Below are 22,704 nucleotides of genomic sequence, written 5' to 3'. Positions count from 1 at the left end.
CGGGGGTACACGTCCTGTCGAGTTGCAGTTGGAACCGGTCTGCGGCCGGCCGGACAAGTCGGGGTGGCAGTGACGATCCAACCAACCTGGGCGAAGCACTAGCTCAGGCAGCTGCGAACGGCGTCGACCAGGCGGGTCGATCGGGCGTCGCCATGGCCCACCATTCTGTTCGCGGTGTAGGCGAACGCGATGCCGTGCTCGTCGTCGCCGAATGCGAACTGCCCGCCGGCCCCATCGTTCGCGAGGCTGCGAGGCCCGAGCGTGGGGCGGAAGGGGGAGTCCAGGAGGAAGCCGGATCCCCAACGCGCTCCGGCATCGAAGCCCAGGTAGCTCGTGCCGGCAGACAACTCGCGCGCCGCGTCGGTGACGGTGTCGCGGGACAGCAGCGGATCGGCGCCGTCGAGCCCGGTGATCGCGGCGGCGTACACACCGGCGAGGCCGGTCGCGGAGGCCACGGCTCCTGCGCCGGGCAGCTCCATCGTGAGCAGCGCAGGATCGTTCCAGCCGTGCGGTACGTCGAGCCCGGGGAACACCAAGGACCCGTTCATCGTCACGATGCGCATCAGCAGATGCTCGGGATCCAGCGCCGGCGGCCGGCCCTCGGCCTCCTCCAGCCGGGCCAGGTTCGGCAACTCCGACGTGGGCAACCCGATCCACGCCCGCAGTCCGAGTGGCTCACCGATGACCGAGCGGAAGTATGCCCCCGGCAACTGTCCGGTGATCCGCCGGACGACCTCGCCGAGCACGAACCCGAACACATGCCCGTGGTACTCGTACGTCGTGCCCGGCTCCCACAACGGCTTCTGCTGCTCGATCGCGGTGATCACCGGCGCCCACGCCGCGATCTCCTCGAAGGACGGCGTCCGGTCCAGCACCGGGATCCCGGCCCGATGCCCCAGCACCATCCGGCAGGTGATGGCCTCCTTGCCCTCAGCAACAAAAGAGGGCCAGTACGACCCGATCGGCTCGTCCAGCGACAGCTGCCCCGACTGCGCAAGCAGGTGTACGACGACGCTCACCAGCCCCTTCGCGCAGGAGAACACCGGTACGACGGTCTCCTGCGACCACGGCCGCCCCGGCGCGGCGTCGCCGTCCCACAGCTCGACCACCTTGCGCCCACCGGCGTACACCGTGGCGGCCGCGCCCAGCTCCGGGAACAGCGAGAAGTTCTCCGCGAACGTGTCCGCGACCGCGCCGTACCCCTCGTCCGCCCAACCCTTGCTCATGGGCAAGACGATAGGTCCGGCACGGCCGTCTCAACGACCGAATTACGGCAGCGCCCACCTCTGGTTCGTCGCGCCGGTGCAGGTAGCGAGGATGAGTTTGGTGCCGTTGGCGCTCGCACCACCGGCCGCGTTGAGGCACAGACTGGATGCGGCGTTGACCAAGGTGCCGTTCGCCTGGGGCAGCCAGCGTTGGCCGGGTGAACCGTCGCAGGTCCACAACACCGCCGGGGTGTTGAGCGTGGCGGTGCGGGCCGACAGGCACTTGCCCATCGTGCGCACGGTTCCGTCGTCCGTGGACGGCGTCCACATCTGGTTCACCGACGACTTGCAGGTGTAGAGCGTCGTCGGCGTACCGTCGGCGGTCGCGGCCTGGTACACGTCGATGCACTTGGCGCCGATCCCCGTCGCGAGACCGGTGTCCTGGAAGACCCCGAACTCCCACAGCGAGTAGTAGCTGCCGGCAACAGCACGCTTCGTCGCAGAGATCCGCACGTACCGCGCGTAGTTCGGCGAGAACACGAGGCTGTCCGTCCCGCCGTCGCCACTCACCGTCGACGCAACCGTCTTCCAGGTGCGCCCGCTCCCGGACACCTGGATCTGGTACGACTTCGCGTACGCCGTCGACAGCCAGTTGAGCAACACCCGGTTGACCACCTGCACCGAACCCAGGTCGACGCGGAACCACTGCGGATCGAGCCGCGCGCTCGACCACGCCGTGGTCATCGAGCCGTCGACCGCCTTCGAAGCCTCACGCCCGGCAAGATAGGTGCTAGAGGCAAGGGCCGGCCGACCGCGGGCGAGGTTCCGCTTCACGCCGTACGTCGCCGTGTACGTCGGCGCCGTGCCCGGTGCGACGAGGTTGTGGTTCCGCGCCCCGCCGTCGGACCAGGACGCGAACCGGTACAGCAGATTCGCCGAAGGCTGCACCGGATCCGCCGAGACCGAGACGCTCGACCCGACGATGACCGTGCCCGTGGACGGAGTCTTCACCGTCTTGCCCAGGTACGTCACCGCCAGCCCCGACGGTTGCGTACCGAATCGCAGCCCGACCGTCTTCGGATCGAGCCGCACGCTCTTCGTGTCCGTGAGCCCTTGCGCGTCCGTCGCGGTCAGCTTCAGCTCGAGGTACGACGGATACTCGTGATCCGGCGCCGTGAACGTGCCGCTCGCCCCGGCCATCGACGTGATCGTGTGCGTGTGGCAGTCGCTGGGACAGTGATGCATGATCAGCGTCCAGGTCAGCGCCGACGCCGGCAACGTCCCCTGCTCGGGATCGGTCGCCGACCCCGAGAATCTGATCGTGTCGCCGACCTTCCACGTCGTCGCCGGACCAGGTGAGGTGATCAGCGCTGTCGGCGCCGTGTTCGCCACGTTGATCTGCATCGACGTCGCATTGGTCGTATGACCGTCCGACACCTTCAACCGCGCGACCACTTCTCCCGTCGTCGTATAGGTGTGTTGCACGGTCGCGGCGGTCGAGTCGTCGTACACACCGTCCCCGTCCAGGTCCCAGGCGTACGTCAACGCATCGCCGTCGGCGTCGTTCGAAGCTGTCCCGTCGAACGTCACCGTCAACGGCGTCGGCCCGCTCGACGGGTCCGCGTGGATCACCGCGGTCGGCGGATTGTTCGTCGCGTCGTACACGTAGCGGAGGATCCGCCCGTTGTCGTAGTCGACCGCGAACAGGTCGCCACCCGGACCGGTCTGCAGCTTCGTCGCGCCGTACCCCGAGGCGAACGTCTGGATCTTCGCGGGATCGGGCAGGCCGTTCGCGCCCGGCATCATCGCCCATACGCAGTGCCGGCTGTAGTCCGCGAAGAACAGCGCGCCGTCGTAGTCGGCCGGATAGTTCCCGCCGGCGTAGAACTGCATGCCGGAGATGGACGAGCTGCCGACGGTGCAGGACTCTCCGTCGACGACGTGATCGCTGTGCTTGTACGCGTAGTACGGCGACGCGACCGCGGTCGGGCCGGCGGCGTACAGGTTCTCGCAGAGGTTGACGTTGATCGAGTCGTACCCGGGCTGCCGGCCGGCCCCTTCGTAGCAGGGCCATCCGAGGTTCGTGACCTTGGCGGTCGGATCGACGACCCGGTCGATCTCCTCCCAGGTCGAGTACCCGACGTCGCCGATCCACATCTCCTTTGTTCCCGGCCGGAACGTGAACCGCATCGGGTTGCGCAGGCCGTTCGCGACGATGCGACGGGTGTTGAGGTCCGCGCTGCTCAACGCCGGGTTGCCGGGCGCGGCCTGACCGGTGTCGGGGTCGATGCGGATGATCGAACCGTCCAGGGTGGTCGGATCGCCTGGCGTCCTGACGTCCTGCGCCCGGAGCGCTCCACCTTCGGCGGTCGGCGGCGTCAGCGTCGTACCGACCGCCGCGGGCCCATCACCGCAGGGATTGTCGGGCGTGAGGTCGGACGCCGGGTAGCTGTCCTGGCCGTAGTCGACGTAGTTGAAGCTCGCGCCGTCACCGCCGCCGGCGTACAGCATGCCGTCCGGGCCGAACTCGATCGAGCCGATCGAGTGGCTGGGGTACACCTGGCACCAGTCCTCGACCAGCACCTGCTCGGCGCCGTTCTCGTTGAGCACCGAGAGTCGCGCGCTGGCCTGGCATCCGTCACCGGTCGGCCCCGGTGGCGTCGGACAGGGGTCGTCGGTGGTGTCCGGCGTACCCCACTTCGGCGTCGGCCCGCCGATCAGTCCGTCGTGCGTGTACAGCACGTAGATCCGCGGATCGGTTGGAAAGTTGGGATTCAGCGCCATCCCGAGCAGGCCGCGGTCCCAGTAGTTGTAGACCTCGGTGCGCAGATCGGCGTACACACTCGGCGTCGGATCGTCGAGCGAGTCGAAGACCTTGATCAGTCCGCTCTTCTCGGCGACGAAGACGCGGCCGTCCGGCGAGAACGCGACGTTCGTCGGATTCGTCAGTCCGGTGAACACCGCCTGCTCGCTGAATCCGGTCGGCGCAACAGCAGCCTGTGCCGGTGCGATCACCGCAAGCGGCAGCAACAGCACTACACACAACGCGGGCAGCGCACGACGCAGCCACTTGGCAGAAAACCTCACGAAGCCCCCCAGCCTCCCAAGACCGATGCTCGCCCTCACAGCCCCCTGCGAGCACTCGGATCGCACGCCAGGATGACCTCTGCACACCACCCGCGCAACCCCGGACGTGCATTCGTTTCAAACACTCAACGGATCCATCACTGGTTCGATCCGATCGGGCACACTGGGCTGATGATCAGCGTCCGGGAGTTGCCCACCGGCCCGGGTGTCTACCGCTTCCGCGACGACGCCGGGAAGGTGCTGTACATCGGCCGGGCCCGCAATCTGCGCCGGCGCGCGCAGTCGTACTGGGTGAACGTCGGTGACCGTCCGCATCTGACCCGGATGGTACGGCGGATCGCCCGGGTAGAAGGGGTTTCGTGCGACTCCGAACACGAGGCGGCGTGGCTGGAGCGCAATCTGCTCGAGCATTCCAAGCCACGATGGAACCGCACGGAGGGCGGCCAGGAGGTCGTGGGCTATATCCGGCTCTCCTCCGGATCCAAGCCAGGGTTGAGTTTCTCGCACACAGTCAGCGGTTCGTTACCGCACTTCGGTCCGTACCTCGGTGGGTTGCGGATCCGGCAGGCGATCTCCGGTCTGCACCGGGTGCTGCCGCTGCAGTACACAGTGGAGGGTGACGGGTCGGCCGAGGAGTTCGGTCGGCTGTTCGGGATCGGGCCGGGGGATCGCGCTGCGTTGGCGCGTACTGCGATCGCTGTACTGCAACGGGATCCGGCCGCGGTCGGCACTCTGCGTGAGGAACTCGTCCGTCGGCGGGATCGCGCCGCGGGCGGATTGCGGTACGAGTTCGCGGCCAAGGTGCAGGGGGAGATCGAGGCGCTTGACTGGATCGTCGCGGAGCAGAAGGTTGCTTGGCTCGAGCCGCGGGACGCAGACGTGTACGGGTGGGCGGACGGCGTGCTCGTCCGATTCGAGTTGCGGGCCGGGCGGATGTGCACGTGGACGCAGCGTGCGGTCAGTGAGAGGACGGCTCGGGAGCGGGTCGCGGGGACGCCTGAGCTCTGGCGGGAGTTCGCGCGGCGCAACGCCAAGTTGGCGGCACGTCTGCTCACGGTGACTTCCTGATTACCTAGCATGTCGTTCCATGACCCAGTCGCCTGACCAGCCTGGCCAACCCGGCCAGCCGCAGTACCCGCCGCTCTTCCCGCAGCAGCAGCAACCGCCGAAGCGGTCGCGGGGACCGTTGCTGCTCGTCGGCGGGCTTGTGCTGCTGCTGGTCGCCATCGTCGCGACCGGTGTCGTCCTGGTCATGAAGCGAAGCGACGACAAGCCGGCCGTCGCGCCGGCAGCTCGCACCAAGCCGTCGGATCCGACCGCGGTGGAGTTCCGTCGCGTCCTGTCGGCGAAGCCCGGCACCTGTCCCTCGCCGACGCCTGCAGGAGTCTCGTGCGATGACAAAGGCACTGCCTACACCCTCGGCAAGGTGGAGTTGGACGGCAGTAACGTGTCCGAGGTCAAGGCTGCGATCCAGCAGGACGGAGCCGGCGGTTGGTACGTCGGCCTGACGCTCGACTCGAAAGGCGCCCAGCTGTTCGAGCAGCTCACGGCGACCCTCGCCAAGCAGACCCCACCCGCGAACCAGTTGGCGATTGTGGTTCGCGGGCAGGTCGTCACCGCCCCGACCGTCCAGTCGGCGATCGCCGGTGGCAAGATCGAGATCTCCGGCGGCTACACCCGCGACAGCGCCGAGGGCCTCGCCACCAAGATCACCGGCTAGCCACGTAGTCGCGAGCTTCGGTTGTATCAGCGGTTGGTGACCTCGAAGGCGACGATCGCCGCGGCGACGGCGACGTTCAGGGACTCGACCCCGGCGTGCAGCGGGATCTGCAGGTCGGAGTCCGTCGGCACGGTGATGCCGTTGGTCTCGCCGCCGAGCACGTAGACGGCGCGCGGGGCGAGCTCCGCCTTGAACAGCGAGTCCTGCGAGCGGGCGCTGAGACCGTAGACGTGGTAGCCGGCCGTACGCAGCATGTCGACCGCGGCCTTCGCCGTCGAGGTGTTCACGATCGGTGCCTGAAACGCGATACCGGCCGATGCCTTGATCACGAGCGGCCCGACGTGCGGCGTACCGGCCTTCGGCAGGATCACCCCGTCGAAGCCGGCACCGGTCGCGGTCCGCAGGATCATGCCGACATTGCCCGGGTTGGTGACGCCGTCGAGCAGGAACAGGTTCGTCGGCCGCTTCCCGCGGGTCCGGACGAACTCCTCCAGCGGCGTCATCCGCGGCGCGTTGACATCCGCGACGACGCCCTGGTCGTGCTTGCCGTTCCCGGCCAGCCACTTCACGCGGCTGGCCGTCGCGCGCTCGACGGGTGTCCCGTACTTCTCCGCGGCTCGGAGGATCTCCTGCATCGAGCCGCCGGTCGCGTTGTCCGCGAGCACCACCTTCGCCACCGAGAGCTTCGGATCGTGCAACGCCTCCAGCACAGGCTTCCGCCCGTAGACGGTGATCCACTTGTCCCGCGGCGACTTCTTCGAATCCACCCGCCTACGGTACGCCGAACGCCGTCACGGTCCGGCAACGGCGGGGTGCCGGCATTTTCAAGCAATTGAATGCCGTCACCTAGAGTCGAATTCCAGGCACCTAAAGATTGCTTCGCCGAAATGTCAACTTCTGCTTCCCCGGCTGCATCGAACAGGTGTCTCAAAGGGGGGACAAAATGAAGCTGTTCCATTCGGTCCGAACCACGATCGCCGTACTCGCGGTGGCGGCAGTTCCAGTTGTCGCCGTACCCGCAACAGCCTCGGCAGACACTGGTTGCCAGACCGCCTGGGGTTCTTTGCCGGAGGCAAGCAACAGGGTGAGCAACGCCACGCTGGCCACGGTCCGCGCCGGCCGGCACGCCTGCTTCGACCGCGTCGTCTTCGACGTCACGAGCACACCGACCTCCTACTCCGCGCGGTACGTTCCGGATGTCTACCGCGCCGGCGCCGGCCATCTCGTGCCACTCCGTGGTGGCGCGAAGCTGAAGATCATGCTCGGCGTTCGCGCGTTCGACGACGCCGGCCACTGGGCGTTCCAGCCGCCGAACCAGGAAGAACTGGCGAATGTCGCCGGGTACCGCACGCTCCGCCAGATCTCGTACGCCGGTGACACCGAGGGTGCCGCCTGGGTGGGGATCGGCGTCCGTGCTCGTCTGCCGTTCCGCATGTTCACGCTCGACGGTCCGGGCTCCGGCAGCCGAATCGTCATCGACATCGCCCACCGGTGGTGAGGCGCGATGGCCACCGCTGTACTGCCGGACGGGTACACGGTCCGGCCTCCTGTACCCGCCGATTCCAGGGCGATCTTCGCCCTGGTGTCGGCGTACAACACCGCTGTGATCGGATCCGCCGACTGCACACTGGCCGACATCACCAACGGCATCGTTGACCCAGCCTTCGGCAATGGGTGGCGCGCACGACGGCCGGTTCCGCAGGATCGCGCATGATGTGATGATCGACTGTTTCCGCGGTCAATTCGGTTTTCTCGCCCGCCCGCACGAGGAATGGTTCGAGCCTCGCGCGGCAAACGCCAATTCGGCGCGCGGGCGAGGTCTGGCCACCTACCTGCTCCGCGACTACGCGTTGAGCGGGTTGCTGGCCTTGCCGTCGAGCCAGAGCAGGTTGCTGGGGTCCGAGTGGGTGCCCTTGGTGCCGACGTGCTTGTCGCCGATCTGCGGGCCGTTCTTGATCACGTGCACCAGCGCCATCGCGTGGCCGCGGCCGAGGTCGTAGTCCGCCTTGAGCCAGTCGCAGATCACGCCGGCCTTGACGTCGCTGTATCCCTTGGCTTTCGCCTCGTCGATCAGCTCCCGCGGGGTCCGGCCGGTCTTCTCTTCGATCTTGTCCAAGTACGCCTGGAACGACATGTTTCCTCCTGTGATCGTTCGTACGCCTGTGCGTCGATCGGCTCCGGCGGAAATCGACACGACGCATGGAAGTCGATCCGGTGGGTACCGGTCGCTCGACAATCGAGCGGGTGTTCGACAGGAGGAACGATGACGGTGCACCCAGTCCCGGACAAGGATCCGGAAGAGTGGACGACCGGCGAGGAGCCGATGACAGGGCCGCAGGCGTCGTACCTGCACACGCTCGCGCAGGAGGCGGGCGTCGACGTACCGGACCAACTCTCGAAGGCGGACGCGTCCCGGCTGATCGACGAACTACAGGACCGAACCGGCCGCGGTTAGCACTGCTCCGGCGGAGCGGTCTATGTCGGCCTCGTCGGTGGTCCAGTTGGTCACCGAGATGCGCATGGCGGCCTTGCCCTGCCAGGTGGTCCCGGACATCCAGCAGGTGCCGTCGTTCTGGACTTCCAGGACCACCCGGCGGGTGACGGCGTCGTTGTCGCCGAATCTCACCAGGACCTGGTTGAGGACGACGTCGTTGAGGACCTTTACGCCGTTGGCTTCGAGCCGCTCCGCAAATCGATGTGCCATCGCGTGGCAGCGGTCGACGATCTCAGCGATGCCATCACGCCCCAGCGCGCGAACGGCGGCGTACACCGGGATGCCACGTGCCCTTCGCGAGAACTCGGGGTTGTAATCGAGCGAGTCGCGCTCGCCGTTCTCGTCCTGGATCAGGTACGCGGCCCGGATCGACATCGCGGCCCGGTGCGGCTCGGGATGGGCGCAGAGGACGATGCCCGAGTCGTACGGCACGTTGAGCCACTTGTGCGCGTCGGTCGCCCAGGAATCGGCGCGGTTGATGCCGTCGAGGAGTTGCCTGAGGCCCGGACTGACGGCCGCCCACAACCCGAAGGCTCCGTCCACGTGGACCCACGCGTCGTGCGCGTGCGCGATCTCGCAGATGTCGGCGATCGGGTCGAACGCTCCGGTGTTCACGTTCCCGGCCTGCGCGCAGACGATCGTCGGCCTGTCGATCCCGCTGAGGCCGGTGGTCCGGCCGGGGTCGGCGTCGAGCGCCTCGGCCAGCGCGTCGGCGCGCATCCGGCCTTGGTCGTCGACCGCGATCGGCACGATGCTGTTCGTCCCCAGGCCGAGGAAGCGCAGTGCCCGGTCGATCGTGTCGTGCCGCTCCGCGCCGGCCAGCACCCGGATCGGCGGCGCCCCGATCAATCCGTCCCGCTCCACATCCCAGCCGGCACGTCGCAGTACCTCATGCCTTGCGGCCGCCAATCCGGTGAAGTTGGCCATCTGCGCACCGGTGACGAATCCGACCGAGGTGGTGGGTGGCAGCCCGAACAGCTCGACCAGCCAGCCCGCGGTGATGTCCTCCACCACGGCGGCCGCGGGCGAGGCGGCGTACAGGCCTGCGTTCTGGTCCCAGACCGTCGTCAGCCAGTCCGCGGCGAGCGACGCCGGCGTGGCGCCGCCGAACACGAACCCGAAGAAGCGCCCGCTGCCGCTGGGCAACAGTCCGTCATCGACCCCTTTCGCCAGGTGTTCGACGACCTCGCGCGGATCCGTCGGCCCGGTCGGCAGCGGTCCGCCGAGGGCTCGATGCAGCTCTTCTGCCGTCGCTCGTGGACCGACCTGTCGCTCCGGGAGACCCTTCAGATACGTGAGCGCCCGGTCGTACGCCTCGGACAGCGGCCCCTCCCAATCAACCATTCCTCCTTTGTACGCCAGTCCCGGCGCTACAGTTCGCAGATGCGCATGCGGAGTCAGTGGCCGGCGATCGTCGGCTACTCCCTGGTCGGTGCGGCCACCCAGCTCGTCTGGCTCAACTTCGCCGGCGTCACGACGGTCGCAGCCGCGCGGTACGGCGTCTCCGAGAGCGCGATCGGCTGGCTCGCCCAGGTCTTCCCGCTCCTGTACGTCGTACTCGCGATCCCCTGCGGACTCCTGCTGGACCGCTGGTTCCGCCCCGCCCTGATCGCCGGCGCCGTCCTGACCGCGCTCGGCGCACTCGTACGCCTGATCGGCGACGACTTCACCTGGCTCCTGGCCGGCCAGATCCTCGCCTCGATCGCCCAGCCTCTCGTGTTGAATGCGGTCACCGGCATCACCGGCCGCTACCTCTCCGAGAAGAACCGGCCAACTGGCATCGCCGTCGGCACCGCCAGCATCTTCGCCGGCATGGTGATCGCCTTCCTCCTGTCCGCGATCTTCACCACCGCGTCGTCCCTGCCAACCATGCTGTGGCTCACCGCAATCTTCTGCGTCCTGGCGGCAGCCGTCCTGATCTTCGTCGTACGCCGCCCAGGACCCTTCGAACCCGCCCACCCGGGCGAGTCCGCCTTGCGGCCCGACCGCGGCGCGCTCGCGACCGCGTGGGGTGACCCGCTGATCCGCCGTCTGTGCGTACTCGCGCTGTTCCCGTTCGGCGTATTCGTTGCCATGAGCACCTTCGCCCAGGCCCTCCTCGAACCGGCCGGCGTCAGCGGCGGCACCGCCAGCACCATCCTCCTGGTGAACGTCATCGCCGGCGTCCTCGGCAGCGCGATCATCCCGATCCTCGTCGTACGCCGCCACGCCGAATCCACGCTCCTCGTCGTCAGCCTCACCGCGACCGCTTTGGCCTGCGTTCTGCTCGCGGTCGCTCCCGGCGTCCTGACCGGCTTCGTCGCGATCACCCTGATCGGCCTGCTCCTGCTCCCGGCCCTCCCGATCGTGCTCGAGCTGGTGGAACGCCGTACCGGAGAAGCCGAAGGCACCGCCGCCGGCCTGATCTGGATGGCCGGCAACCTGGGCGGCCTGATCGTTGCAGTCGTCGTCGGCCTGCTGGTCGACCACCCGACCGCAGCATTCCTCGTCATGGCCGCGATCGCGCTCATCGCGGTACCGGGGGCTCGCTCTCTCCGCCGCCCGATCGCCGAACTCCGATCGCAGTCCCAACCGTAGCCAGCAACCCACCAGCGCCCGCGGTGATGAACGTCGTACGCGCGTCTGTGTGCTGGAGGAGCAGACCGCCCAAGACGTACGAGAGCCCCGCCGCCACCCCGATCGCGCCGTACAGATTGCCGAACACCCGACTCCGCAGATGCGCCGGTACGACGCGCTGCAGATGAGTGTTGACCCCGACGTCGATGCCCGCGATCCCGAGCCCGCGGATCACCTGCAACGCGAGCGCCGCCCAGATCGCCCACGCCAGCCCGGTGACCAGGTTCCCCAAGCTGCTCACCGCGAACCCGGCGAGCATCAGTGTCGGCATCTTCATGCTCTTCGCGTACCTCGCCAGGATCATGAACCCGACGATCAGCCCGATCCCCGCCCCGGCGTACAACGTCGCCGCCGCCGAATCGCTCCCGTGCAACTCGTCCTTCGCCAGGAACACCATCGCAACGTCATCCACCCCGTTGAACGCGACCACCGCGAAGAACCCGATCCCGATGACCCGGACCGCCTTGGCTCGCCAGATGTACCCCAGTCCGTCCCGCGCGTCCTTGAGCAGGCTGTGACCCGACGGCACAGCCCGCGGGAGCTGCGGCAAGCGACTCAACAACGTCGCCGAGACGAAGAACGTCGCCGCATCGATCAGCAGAATCCCGCGTACGTCGGTGACGAGAAACAACCCACCGGCGATCAGCGGCCCGATCGCCTCCAGCCCGTTCGTCCCCGCCCCGAGCGCCGAGTTCGCCGCCTCCAGCTCCTCGTCCTTCACCAGCCCAGGCATCGCGTTCCGCGAACTCGCCTGGAACACCGTCGCCGTCACACTCCGGACCGCAACCATGCAGAGCAGGACCGGCAGCGGCGGCAGAACCAACCCCATCACGACCGTCAGCACCCCCTGCACCAGGTCGCAAACCACCATCACCCGCTTGAGATCGAACCGATCCCCGACCGCTCCCGCGAGCGCCCCGAACAGCCCCGGCACAAAGTCCCCCGCCAACAACACCAACGCCACCGCCAGCGCCGCGCCGGTCGACCCCTGCACATACAGCAGCAACGCCACCAGCCCCAGCGAGTCCCCCAGAAACGAGACCGACCGGGCAACCCACAGCCACCGAAACCCCACCGACCCCCGCAGCACCCCCCACACAATCCACTACTATGTACCAACACACCCGCCGGTGTGGCGCAATTGGCAGCGCACCGCTCTTGTAAAGCGGGGGTTAGGGGTTCAAGTCCCCTCACCGGCTCTCTGACCTGGGAAGATAAGTAGCTGCTTATCGTCTGAAGGGCGGCGACTCCAGGTTTACTCGAGGTTTTGCGCCAGAGCGCGCATCGGTTGTCGTCTTCTCGCGTCCTCGATCGCGAGGGCTCGATGGTGCAGGACCTCAGCGGGGCGACGACCTGAGTTGCGTCTCGGCTGCCTGTACTGGTCGCTCAGGCGATAACAGTCAGGGGTCAGTTGGTAACGGATCCGTGCCGGCGACCGATACCCCCAACGGGAGGGAAGCAGACGGGCCGGATACACCAGCCTTCTGCTTGATCGTTGACAGAATCGCGCGCCGCGATTCCACCCGTCTCCGATCGCGCCGGCCGAGAGACCGATCCGCGGTACCCCCAGACAGAGAAGTACTTCTAGCAGGTCTACGGGGAGAGCGCGAAGCGATGCAGGTTCGGCGAGTACGTATCAGGAACTTTCGCGGCATCCAATCGGCTGACATCCGGCTCGATGGACACGCTCTCCTGGTAGGAGGCAACAGCGTCGGAAAATCGACGATCTGCGACGCGCTCGACCTCGCGCTTGGGCCTGAACGCATGTACCGGCGCCCAGTGGTCGATGAGTACGACTTCTACTTGGCGACGTACCTCCCCAGCGAGGAGGGTGCTCGACCTGAGATCAACATCGAGGTTGTGCTAGTCGACCTGTCGGAGACTGCGACGCTACGGTTCGGCGCGCATTTGCGGAAATGGGATGTCGAGAGCGACGACTTTGCCGATGTCGAGGCTGATGCCATCGATGAGGCCGACAACCATCCCTGGTGCTTGCCTGTCCTGTTCGTCGGCCGCTTCAACCCGGCCGAGGACGACTTCGAAGGCGGGACCTTCTTCGCCCACCCGGAGCCCGTCCCGGACGACCTGACGGGCGAGAGTTCCGACCTCGGTGGCGGCAGACGATCGTTTACCCGCGAAGACAAGCGCCATTGCGGATATCTGTATCTCCGCCCGAACCGGACCGGCTCACGTGCCCTCAGCCTCCAGCGGGGATCACTGCTGGACACGATCATCCGCTTGGAGTCGGACACCGAGATCACCCTCTGGGAGAAACTCCGCACGGACCTCGCCGGCGTTGCACTGGTGGGCAAGGACTCCAAGCTCGAGACGATCCTCGGCCAGGTGAAGTCTCGCGTGAGTCAGTTCGTGTCGCTCGGCGGCGCCTCGGATGACGTGCAGTTGCATGCCTCGGAACTCACGCGGGAGAACATCCGCGACGTCCTCCGGGTCTTCATCGCCAACAAGCCAGGTGCGTTCGCAGTTCCGTTCGGCCGCCTCAGCACCGGATCACTCAACCTTCTCGTCTTCGCTCTGTTGACCTACATCGCCGAGCTGAGAGGCGATACATCGGTCATCTTCGCGATGGAGGAACCCGAAATCGCCATCCCGCCGCACGCTCAGCGGCGTCTGGTCGACTTCGTCACCACGCACATGGGGCAAGCGATCGTCACCTCACACTCGCCCTATGTCATCGAGCGATTCGAGCCCGAGAACATCGTGGTCCTGCGACGCGATGACGATGGTGCGCTGGGCAGCGGGCCGATCACCCTGCCTGCGGACTTCAAGTTGAAGCGTTATCGCGAGAATCGGCGTCAGTTCGCTGAGGCCGTTCTCGCCCGAGCCGTCCTCGTCGTCGAAGGCGCCACCGAGGCGTCGCTCATCCCAGTTGCAGCAGACGTCATGGAAGCAGACCCGGCCGTCAAATACACACATATCGACCTGGCCGGTGTCTCGGTGTTCGATGCGCAGAACGACGTCTCGGTGCCGCTTTACGCGCCGCTGTTCAAGAGCATGGGCAAACCCGTCTACGGGATGCATGACACACCGAACCAGCCCTTGAAGCCCGACATCGCCGCGAAGGCACTGGACTTCACGGAGTACAACGTGATTCCGTACTCCGGCGTCGAGGACCTGCTGATCACCGAGATGCCGGTGTCGACCAAGCGACGCTTTCTCGAGAAGGCTGCCAGGCGGAGCGACTATCCGGTCGAATGCGGCGTACTTGGTCCGAGCGCTTCAGACCCGGACGTCGACGCGTTGCTGCGAGAGGTGCTGCTCCATCGCAAAGGCGCCTACTACGGCTATGCAGCGGCTCTGGTCGGGGAGGCGCAGGACACCACGGAGTTGCCTGCGTCCATGGTCAGCCTGCTCAGTCTGATACACCAACACTTGTCAACGCAGCAGTCCAGTCCAGCTGCAGACCGGGCGCCGGATGCTGCTGAGGGTTCTTAAGTGGCCGAAATCGAGTTGAACGAGAAGCGCCGAGCGATTCTGAACTCTCGGGGCCACATCCTCATCGAGGGTGGGCCCGGATGCGGAAAGACGACGATCGCTCTTCTCAAGGCCCGAGCCGCCATCCCACAGCTCAGTCCCGAGCAGCACGTTCTCTTCCTCAGCTTCTCCCGGGCTGCGGTCAGGCAGGTGACCGATCGCATGCCAGGCGTTCTGACTCATGCGGATCGCCGCGTGATCGAGGTGAAGACTTTCCATGCCTTCTTCCTCGACCTCGTACGCAGTCAGGGCCGGTTACTGACCGGCGTGCCGGTCAGGTTCATCACTCCTGAGCGGGAGGCGCAGCGACAAGCAGATCACGATGGTGACTGGCAGGTGGAGATACATCGTCTGGCTCGCGAGGAGTCCGTCTTCGTCTTCGAGACTCTCGCGCCGATCGCCGCAGAACTTCTCGAGCGATCCGCGGATGTGCGGGCGCTGTACAGCGCCAGGTACCCGCTGGTGATTGTCGATGAGTTCCAGGACACGAACCGAGATCAGTGGCGCGTCATCAGAGCTCTGTCAGAACAGAGCACGATCATCTGCCTGGCCGATCCTGATCAACGCATCTTCGATCACCTGCCTGGCGTCGACGAGCACCGAATCCAGGATGTGCGTACTGCACTCGAACCTGACGCATTCGACCTGTCCGAGGACAATCATCGAAGCCCAGGAAGCGGTCTGCTCGACTACGCCAACGCGGTACTGCGGAACCGGCCGTCGGCGCGGTCGGACAATGTCATCGTCAAGTGGTATCGGTACGACAATCTTGAAGCTCTGGCTCATTGGGCTGTGGTAGCGGTCGAACGCAAACTGGTTCAGGAAACAGGCCTCACGCCCACGATCGCCGTTCTTACACGAACGAACGCGCTCGCAGCCCGTGTCTCCGAGGCCCTCGAGCAGGAACGGGCGGCGCCCGACGGCAGCCGACTCGATGCGATCGACCACGTGCTCCAGTTGGATCCGGAGCTGACGGCGGCGGCCGCTCTCGTGGTCGCGAGCGTCCTTGAGTGGCAACTGCTGGATCGGAGCCATGCCGTCATCCACACCTTGCGACTCGTCGCTGACTACTACCGGACCAAGTTGGGCCGCGGGACCAAAGGCGCTCGGCAGACGATCACCACCATCCAGCGTGCAATAGCCGCGATCGAAGCAGGCCGCGGTCCAGTGTCGAAGACAGCAAAGGTGTTGCTCGAGCGGTTCGACACGCCGGCCGAGCTCACCGGACGACCTGTTCGCGACTGGCAGGTCGCACGAGCCAGACTCGCAGGATCCGCAGAGCTGGATGAGATCTTCAAGCAAGTACGGCTGCTTCGGCTGCTTCGTGCCACCGACTCCCTTGCCTCTGCCTTGCAGGGTTCATGGGATGGCGTAGCCGGCTACCAGCAGGCCTCAGACGTCGTGCAGATCTCTCTAGCGCAGGAAACAGTCAACGCCGCGCGGCAGGATCCACCGTTGGTGAGTGTCATGAATATGCACAAATCCAAGGGAAAGGAGTTCGACGCCGTCATCATCGTCGAGGGGCGGCATCAAGGTCAGCTCCTCAGCGACGACCAGAGTGATCAGGACGCGGAGCGCCGCCTGCTCCGCGTGGCCATCACGCGAGCCCGGCGACTCGTCGTCTTCGTGCGCCCTACCGGCGCTCAGCCGTTGACGCCCCAGGCCTGACGAACTGGACCTAAAGGTGCGGGCCCTGTACGTCGTCGGTCCGATCCTGATCATGGACGTGGCGGAGAGCGTCTTCGAGGTGCTTGGCGGCTTCTGGGTTTCGGCGACGGCGCCCGAAGTAGTCGTCGACGGTGGTGGACGTCTGGGCGTGCCCGAGTTGGTCGGCGACCTGGCGTGGTGTTTGGCCCGCGTCTTCCAGGATGGTCGCGGTGGTCTTCCTGAAGGCGTGTGCGGTTACCCAGGCGAGTTCATCTGCCAGTGACTGCAGGCCTGCAAGCTCAGTGAGCTCCAGGAGGGCGGCGCGATCAGCTCTGCTGAGCCCGTAGGCGTCGGCGAGGATGGTCGCCTCGGCGGCTGTCACCTTCACACGTGCCGTTTCGATCAGGCTGATCCGGGTCTTGCGCCATCCGAGCTTGGCGACCGTTTCGGTCTGTGTCAGGCCGGCGTTGCGGCGGTGGCTTCGCAGGAGACTGCCGAGTTCGCGGCGTCGCAGGCTACCGATCGGGCGGCGCGCGTTGCGGATCGCCTTCTGTACGTTGTGCGGATCGCGGAAGCCGCCGTTCGTGTCGGGGAAGATGGGCGCATCCAGTGATGTCTCCGGCACCCACCTGGTGATGAGCATCTCGAAGGCCCAGGGTGGTAGCCCGAGGATGCGGTCGCCTGCGGCGGATTTCACGCGTCGTCGTACGAGTCCCTTGCCCTTGACCCGTTGGATCTGGTGACTGCAGTCGATCTCCGCGGTCCGCCGGTTCAGATCGCGCCAGGTGACGGCGAGCGTCTCCCCGATCCGTTCGCCGGTGGCCAGCATGAACTTACTGACGTCGATCAAATCGGCTCGCACGGCTCGCTCGTCCTTGCGCAGAAGCTCGAACCAGTACTCTCGCTCGGCGTCCTCGAGTGCCCGCGGCGGCTGCTTCTTCGATGTCGCGCGGATGGTGATCTCCCGAATCGGATTCGCCGTCAGCGCGCCGTGCGTCACCGCCAGAGAACAGGTCTTGCTGAGGATGGTCCGGCACGTCTTGGAGGTCGCGGCGCCGACCTCGTCGCGGATCGCTTTGATGACATCGTTCGCGCGCGGCGTGGTCAACTCGTGGAGCCGGAGCTCTGCGACCCGGGGAGCGAGGTTCTTGTCGTATTGGTATCGATAGGTCTGATAGGTGTTGGGCGCGAGAACGTCCTGTTCGATGAGATCGCGGACCTCGGCCAGGAACATCTCAACGGCAGTCGAGACGCGGTCGCTCGACTGGAGTCCGCTCGCCTGGGCCATCCGCCGCTGCCGTGATTTGAGCGCTGTGCGCAGCTTGTTCTCTGCGTCGGTTTTCGAGTTCCCCCACTTCGTTACTGGACGCGTGCGCCCGTCCAGGTCCCGGTACCACGCACGTGCCTCGAACTTCCGCGGTCGCCCCGCCTTGTCGCGACTGACCACGCGCGTCGACACGGATCCCCACGTCCCGAGCGGCAACGCTTCCCGTCCCATCCTGCCTCCTGACGTACGAGCCGTGTCGGGTGACCCGACGTCTGCTCAACGTTTGAGCCAGGGATGTCCCATGTGGGTCCTTCTGGTGGACGATGTCGAGGAGTCCTGGACGTCGAGCTCCGGCAGCCGACTGCCACTCTCATTCCGCCTGGGCAGGGCGTGCTGGTAGTCGCCACGTCGACAAGTCCTGGAATTCGAACTCTGGGTTCATCTCCGTGCTAGCGGGCGTGACGCTCGGACGGGTGAACCGCGTGCGGGTGACGGTAGATGATCTTCGGAGTGCAGCCGAGTCTGACATTCGCCGAAGCTGGTCGGACGGTGCTTGGATCCGATGGCTTGACGCAGCGGCGGATCTTCGGGGCCAGTCGTTCCGGAACGTCGTACTGATCAAGCTACAGATGCCGGAGGCGTTCTGGGTCGACGGACGCCAGGGCTGGCAGCGCCGCGGACGCCGTGTCAGACGTGGCGCATCTGGCATCAGGATTGTTGCCGCCGCAACCGAGGTCGAGCACTCGGCGGATCCGGTCCAGGGGCATGGTGTCACCACGCTTTGGGACGTCAGCCAGACCGACGGTCGGCCACTAGAAGCCTCCGCGAACGTGCGGCCACAAGATGCCTTCGCTGCCTTCGAAGAGATGGCAGTTGCCGGAGGGTATCGGGTTGAGCGCGGGCGAGTTCCGGAGCAGGAGCGTGGTGGGGCGACCGTGCACCGGGCACGGCGGATCGTTGTCGCTGACGATCTCGACGTACCGACGGCCACGATGAGCCTGGCTCACGAACTGGCCCATCTACGGATGCACAAGCACTCTCGCGACTTGCGTTGCCACGGCGTCATCAGAGTCGAAGCTGACGCAGTTGCGTACCTGCTACTGGCGAGGCTCGGCTGTCTGCCTGATCGGCCGTCGGCGGATCTTATAGCCAGGACGTCCGCGGTTGTCGGCAAGAACGCACCAACTCGGATGATCGAGACGCTGGGCGGTCGGGTCGTCTCGACTGGAAATCGGTTGTACGACGCTGCGGACCGGCACCTGTCGGCGAACATTCGTCATGCCGGGCTGGTCGTTGCTTCCAGCGAACTGGCTGTTGACTCAGGTGAACCAGATACTGCCGCCGAGCTTGAACTAGGACCGTAAAGCTGCGCCGTGTCGGCGGCTGATCAGGCGAGCCACGCAGCCGTGCGGGTTCTCGATGACGGATGGGATCGCTCGCGGTTCGACCTGGTCGCATGACGCCATTGCGCTGCGCCCCCATGCGAAGCCGTAGGCGGTCCCCGGCCCGCCGCCTCCGTCCGGTCCGCGGACCGGACGGGACTTGCTCCAACTGGCGACGATCGGGCAGACCCTCGAGATGTCCAGGACTCCTGGACATCTTGTTCTGGGTTCTGACTTCGCCTCCGACGGATGACTGTGGCTCGAGGACGTTGCCGTCAGCAACGCGAGGGAGCGACAACGAGATGCACTGGGCATACGGACCGAGGCCACCAGCAAGCTCATCCGACGGCGAGGCGTCGGATGAGCTCGGACCAGTCAGATGGTCGATCCGGCGCGCTATCGAACTGCTGGACGAAGGAATCGAGCGTGCGGGAGAGCAGCTGATTCGATCGGCCGGTCTCTGGGATGAAGCGCCAGATGAGAAGAAGTCTATGGATGCGGGCGGGATAGGGCGGGTTCGGCGGCGTGATCTAGCCGGTGGCCACGGTCCGCCATTGGAGCACGAGCTCTATAACGCGCCAGGCGGGCCCGAGTTGCCTTGAGGCTCTCGCGGCTGCCGCCCGGCTGAGTCGGCGCTTGCCGTCTGGGACCTCTGGACCTGGAACTCCAGGTTCAACGGCTCTCTGAAGCAACCGACCTTGAACGCGGAGCGGGGTATCGATTCCTGGCGGTGAGTAGCGCGATGAACAGTGAAGACAGCCGGCTAGTAGAGGCAAACCTCGCGGCCGGACACTTCTTTCGTGATCAGCTGCTGGAATCTCCGGCAGGCTGGGCAGCTGGCCACCTCGCAGAGCGTGGCCTTGGGAATGTGCTGAGGACGACTTCACCCTGGAAGATTGGTTACGCTCCAGATGGTTGGTCCTACTTGGTTGATCACCTCAGGTCCCAAGGCTTCGACGACGAAGCTCTGCTGGCTGCAGGGCTGGCGAGTGCGACGAAGACGGGATATCTGATCGATCGGTTCCGTGACCGGATCATGTTCCCTGCCTGGGATGCGGGCCAGGACCTGGTCGGTTTCGTCGGGCGCGGGCGCGGGCGGGGTGGGCGAACGAAATACCTGAACTCGCCGACGACGCGTACCTACCAGAAGTCGCGCACTCTCGTCGGCCTTACGGAGCAGCGTGATCTCTTGGAGGGCGGTGCAGTGCCCGTCTTCGTTGAGGGTCCGATGGACGCGATGGCCGTGGACGAGCTGAGCCGGTCGACGTCTCGCAGCTGGGCGGGCCTTGGTGTGTGCGGGACGGCCCTGTCGCGTCATCAGGTCTCGATGGTCCGCCACTACTCGGATTGCGACACTGTGATCGTAGCAGTGGATGCAGATGGCGCCGGCAGTGTTGCTGGGTCCCGGTGGCTGGATGACTTGTCGGCGTTCTTCAAGCTTGTACAGGTGGCTGAGTTTCCGTTGGGGCAGGACCCGTCCTCGCTGCTTGAGACACCCGCGGGTGCGGATCGGTTGTTCCAGGCCCTCACGTCGCCCAGACCCCTTGCCGAGCTTGCGATTGAGCTCGAGGTAGCTCGATGGTCGCAGGTGCTGGATCACATCAGTGGTCGGGTGAATGCGTTGCGCCGCGTGGCGCCGCTCGTGGCAAGGTTGCCGCAGGGCCACGTGGCAGCCCAGCTGGGTCACCTCGCGAAAGTCTTGCAGCTCGATCAAGCGATCATCTCTCGAGAGGTTCTCGAGTCTCTCGATCGTCGCTCAACGCGCGGGCCCTGGTCCGACTCTCTGCCGGGCCTGGTCGTGAGCGGGGATCCGCCGGACAACGCGCCAACACCCTGACACCTGGACTGCATATTCGGCTAGTCCCCGATGTCGAAAACGGGGTTCATTGCTGAGCCGGCCGAAGCGACCTTCGTAGCCAACGAATGTTGGGTCCACGGAGGTTGGAATGAATGCTGTTTCATCGGATTCCGAGAACACGCTGATCAGTGGTGAGCGCCAGCGCATGATGGTGGCGAACATGGTCGCAGCCAGGTTCTATCGACGAGAGTTGCTCAGGGCAAACGTTGGCTGGCCGGTCGAGCAGGTTCGAGATCGCGGCGTCGGTGGGGTATTGCAGACGGATTCATCGTGGAGGCTCGGCTACGCCCCGGACTCGTTCACGCGGCTCACCGATCACCTGCGGGAGAAGGGTTTCGACTTCCGCACACTGATCCGGGCCGGTCTGTCCGAGTGGACCGAGCAAGGAACTGCGGTCGACGTCTTTCGCGATCAGTTGATGCTCCTTGCGCGGGACGAACGGCTTGACCCGGTCGGCTTCGTCGGCGTCGGCAACGGACCGAAGCCGGCCTACATGGCGTCGCCGACTACGCTGATCCACCGGCCGTCGAACGCACTGGTAGGCATCGAGGAACAGCTCGACATCCTGACTGACGGTGCGTTCGTGGTGGTTGTCAACGACCCCTTGGACGCGGTGGCAGTTGAGAACCTCGGTCGGCTGGCAGGTGAGCGTTGGGCCGGCATTCCGATGTGTGGCGCGCAGATGTCATCGGCACAGGCGAAGACGCTGTACCGCTACACGGTCACCGACACCGTGATCGTCGCTCTGGATGGTGATAAGGACTGGCGTCGTGCCGCGATCGCGTCGCACTCCGACCTGTCCTACTTCTACAAGCGGGTTCGTGCCGTTGAGATTCCGGATGGACAGACGGCGTCGAGCCTGCTGAAGGACGAGGACGGACCGCGGCGTCTGTACGACGCAATGGTGGCGACGCGGCCGTTGGACGACTACAAGTCCGGACGCCAGCAGCTGGCAGAGCTCGACGGTCCGAGTCAGACGCCGACAGGGCCGTCCTTGTGACGAACTCCAGGACTCCAGGACTTCGTACTCCGGGTTCAGATCGGTCCGGCGTTCGCCGAGATTGGTGCCACGAAGCAAGCATCAACTCTCGGGCCGTTGCCCGAGGCATCGGGATTCGGAGAGAGCCCAATGACTGAAGAACTTCAGGCCCTCCTCGCCGACGCAGCGGATTCGGGCTGGGCAGAGGAACCCTCGAAGCGGCTGGCCGCTGCCATCGAGCGTCGCATCGTCGCGGAGTTGCCCGGCCGGCTGCGGGCAGCTCTCGGGAACGATGAGGCAGCGCAGATGGCCAGGGTTGTGGCTTGGGAACGCTGCCGTAAGTTGACCGAGAAGGACGCGGTGAGTCGGGTTACCTGGGGGTACCTGGCGAACATGGTGCGTTGGCGACTGGCCGACGTCGTACGTCAGGAGGCCAGGCGGCGTCAGCGGCATCCGCTGCTGGACTACCTGCCTGAGTCTGTGCAGCCTGGCCTGCTCCCGGAGCTGGGTTTGCTCCTGGACCGCATTGGAGTCCGACTGGAGCTTGCAGGTCTCCCGATCGGTGAGGTGCGGCGCCGCTTGGTTGTCGCGGCCGATGGCCCTGGCTTCTCCAAGCATGCGATCGCGGCACGTGTCCGAGCTGTCGGCGTACCTAGGGATCAGGCTGAGGGCTTGGCCTGGCTCCTGCACAACGGATCGTTCCGGAGATCCGCGTTGTCGCGGCTCGCCGCCGGGCAATCGCCGGATGTGGTCTTCGCGGATCCAACAGTCAGGCAGTGGATCGACCAAGCGGCCGGGAGGTTTCCTGGGCCGGCCTATAGATCGTCCAGGTTCGCTCGGCCGCCGGGCGGGTCGTGGCATGACGGCCTCGGACTGGGACTCGCTCAGGCAGCCTGACCCGAAGTTACTCGGCGGTCACGAGGGCTCGAACGTTGAGCTTCTATGAACAACCTGGAC

At 65.9% G+C, this 22,704-nt stretch carries 19 protein-coding genes and 1 tRNA gene; 13 read left to right on the top strand and 7 right to left on the bottom strand.

Features of this window, described 5'->3' with window-relative positions; genetic code table 11:
• Positions 1-98: 98 nt before the first annotated feature.
• Entirely contained in the window at positions 99-1,226 is a 1,128-nt protein-coding gene (locus ACIA58_RS31885; RefSeq protein ID WP_396407516.1) for a serine hydrolase domain-containing protein, read from the bottom strand.
• A gap of 42 nt (positions 1,227-1,268) precedes the next feature.
• Positions 1,269-4,292, bottom strand: a complete 3,024-nt coding sequence (locus ACIA58_RS31880; RefSeq protein ID WP_396407515.1) for a PQQ-dependent sugar dehydrogenase — start codon at positions 4,290-4,292, stop codon at positions 1,269-1,271.
• A 171-nt stretch (positions 4,293-4,463) separates the two neighbouring features.
• Between ACIA58_RS31880 and ACIA58_RS31875 the strand changes: the two genes are divergently transcribed.
• Positions 4,464-5,360, top strand: a complete 897-nt coding sequence (locus ACIA58_RS31875; protein WP_396407514.1) for a GIY-YIG nuclease family protein — start codon at positions 4,464-4,466, stop codon at positions 5,358-5,360.
• 19 nt (positions 5,361-5,379) lie between these two features.
• Positions 5,380-6,012 carry a SecDF P1 head subdomain-containing protein gene (locus ACIA58_RS31870; protein ID WP_396407513.1) on the top strand — a complete coding sequence of 211 codons (633 nt, stop codon included), beginning with the start codon at positions 5,380-5,382 and terminating at the stop codon, positions 6,010-6,012.
• A gap of 26 nt (positions 6,013-6,038) precedes the next feature.
• Here ACIA58_RS31870 and ACIA58_RS31865 read toward each other — a convergent pair whose 3' ends face one another.
• Positions 6,039-6,779: a TrmH family RNA methyltransferase gene (locus tag ACIA58_RS31865; protein WP_396407512.1), complete on the bottom strand. Its 741-nt coding sequence runs from the start codon at positions 6,777-6,779 to the stop codon at positions 6,039-6,041.
• 176 nt (positions 6,780-6,955) lie between these two features.
• On the opposite strand from ACIA58_RS31865, the gene ACIA58_RS31860 reads away from it, so the two are divergent.
• Positions 6,956-7,510, top strand: a complete 555-nt coding sequence (locus ACIA58_RS31860) for a hypothetical protein (RefSeq protein WP_396407511.1) — start codon at positions 6,956-6,958, stop codon at positions 7,508-7,510.
• Positions 7,511-7,516: 6 nt separating this feature from the next.
• Positions 7,517-7,726, top strand: coding sequence for a hypothetical protein (locus tag ACIA58_RS31855; protein WP_396407510.1), 210 nt, complete (start codon positions 7,517-7,519; stop codon positions 7,724-7,726).
• A gap of 129 nt (positions 7,727-7,855) precedes the next feature.
• Here the strand turns inward: ACIA58_RS31855 and ACIA58_RS31850 are convergent, their stop codons facing one another.
• Positions 7,856-8,146: a DUF4287 domain-containing protein gene (locus tag ACIA58_RS31850; RefSeq protein ID WP_396407509.1), complete on the bottom strand. Its 291-nt coding sequence runs from the start codon at positions 8,144-8,146 to the stop codon at positions 7,856-7,858.
• Positions 8,147-8,275: 129 nt separating this feature from the next.
• Here ACIA58_RS31850 and ACIA58_RS31845 point away from each other — a divergent pair, with 129 nt between their 5' ends.
• On the top strand, positions 8,276-8,467 hold the full coding sequence (locus ACIA58_RS31845) for a DUF3072 domain-containing protein (protein ID WP_396407508.1): 192 nt from the start codon (positions 8,276-8,278) through the stop codon (positions 8,465-8,467).
• On the opposite strand, the gene ACIA58_RS31840 is transcribed toward ACIA58_RS31845, so the two are convergent.
• Positions 8,441-9,850, bottom strand: a complete 1,410-nt coding sequence (locus ACIA58_RS31840) for a pyridoxal phosphate-dependent decarboxylase family protein (protein WP_396407507.1) — start codon at positions 9,848-9,850, stop codon at positions 8,441-8,443. The genes ACIA58_RS31845 and ACIA58_RS31840 overlap by 27 nt on opposite strands.
• A 39-nt stretch (positions 9,851-9,889) precedes the next feature.
• Here ACIA58_RS31840 and ACIA58_RS31835 point away from each other — a divergent pair, with 39 nt between their 5' ends.
• Positions 9,890-11,083 carry an MFS transporter gene (locus ACIA58_RS31835; protein WP_396407506.1) on the top strand — a complete coding sequence of 398 codons (1,194 nt, stop codon included), beginning with the start codon at positions 9,890-9,892 and terminating at the stop codon, positions 11,081-11,083.
• On the opposite strand, the gene ACIA58_RS31830 is transcribed toward ACIA58_RS31835, so the two are convergent.
• Entirely contained in the window at positions 11,013-12,197 is a 1,185-nt protein-coding gene (locus ACIA58_RS31830) for an MFS transporter (protein ID WP_396407505.1), read from the bottom strand. The genes ACIA58_RS31835 and ACIA58_RS31830 overlap by 71 nt on opposite strands.
• Before the next feature lie 51 nt (positions 12,198-12,248).
• Between ACIA58_RS31830 and ACIA58_RS31825 the strand changes: the two genes are divergently transcribed.
• From ACIA58_RS31825 to ACIA58_RS31815, 3 genes are all read left to right on the top strand, one after another.
• Positions 12,249-12,321, top strand: a tRNA-Thr gene (locus ACIA58_RS31825).
• A gap of 415 nt (positions 12,322-12,736) precedes the next feature.
• The gene (locus tag ACIA58_RS31820; RefSeq protein ID WP_396407504.1) at positions 12,737-14,575 is read left to right on the top strand and encodes an ATP-dependent nuclease; all 1,839 of its coding nucleotides are present in this window, start codon (positions 12,737-12,739) and stop codon (positions 14,573-14,575) included.
• Complete coding sequence (locus tag ACIA58_RS31815) at positions 14,576-16,282, top strand: UvrD-helicase domain-containing protein (RefSeq protein WP_396407503.1); 1,707 nt, start codon at positions 14,576-14,578, stop codon at positions 16,280-16,282. It begins immediately after the preceding gene.
• 10 nt (positions 16,283-16,292) lie between these two features.
• On the opposite strand, the gene ACIA58_RS31810 is transcribed toward ACIA58_RS31815, so the two are convergent.
• A complete protein-coding gene (locus tag ACIA58_RS31810; RefSeq protein ID WP_396407502.1) occupies positions 16,293-17,720 on the bottom strand; it encodes a helix-turn-helix domain-containing protein in 1,428 nt (475 codons plus the stop codon).
• A gap of 281 nt (positions 17,721-18,001) precedes the next feature.
• Between ACIA58_RS31810 and ACIA58_RS31805 the strand changes: the two genes are divergently transcribed.
• From ACIA58_RS31805 to ACIA58_RS31790, 4 genes are all read left to right on the top strand, one after another.
• The gene (locus ACIA58_RS31805; protein ID WP_396407501.1) at positions 18,002-18,892 is read left to right on the top strand and encodes an ImmA/IrrE family metallo-endopeptidase; all 891 of its coding nucleotides are present in this window, start codon (positions 18,002-18,004) and stop codon (positions 18,890-18,892) included.
• A gap of 760 nt (positions 18,893-19,652) precedes the next feature.
• Positions 19,653-20,747, top strand: a complete 1,095-nt coding sequence (locus ACIA58_RS31800; RefSeq protein ID WP_396407500.1) for a toprim domain-containing protein — start codon at positions 19,653-19,655, stop codon at positions 20,745-20,747.
• A 109-nt stretch (positions 20,748-20,856) separates the two neighbouring features.
• Positions 20,857-21,768, top strand: a complete 912-nt coding sequence (locus ACIA58_RS31795) for a hypothetical protein (RefSeq protein ID WP_396407499.1) — start codon at positions 20,857-20,859, stop codon at positions 21,766-21,768.
• A gap of 129 nt (positions 21,769-21,897) precedes the next feature.
• Entirely contained in the window at positions 21,898-22,644 is a 747-nt protein-coding gene (locus ACIA58_RS31790; protein WP_396407498.1) for a hypothetical protein, read from the top strand.
• The last annotated feature ends 60 nt before the right edge of the window (positions 22,645-22,704 follow it).

Origin of the sequence: Kribbella sp. NPDC051586 (assembly GCF_044453965.1) — a bacterium.
Taxonomy (GTDB): domain Bacteria; phylum Actinomycetota; class Actinomycetes; order Propionibacteriales; family Kribbellaceae; genus Kribbella.
This window is presented reverse-complemented; position numbering and strand designations above follow the sequence as displayed.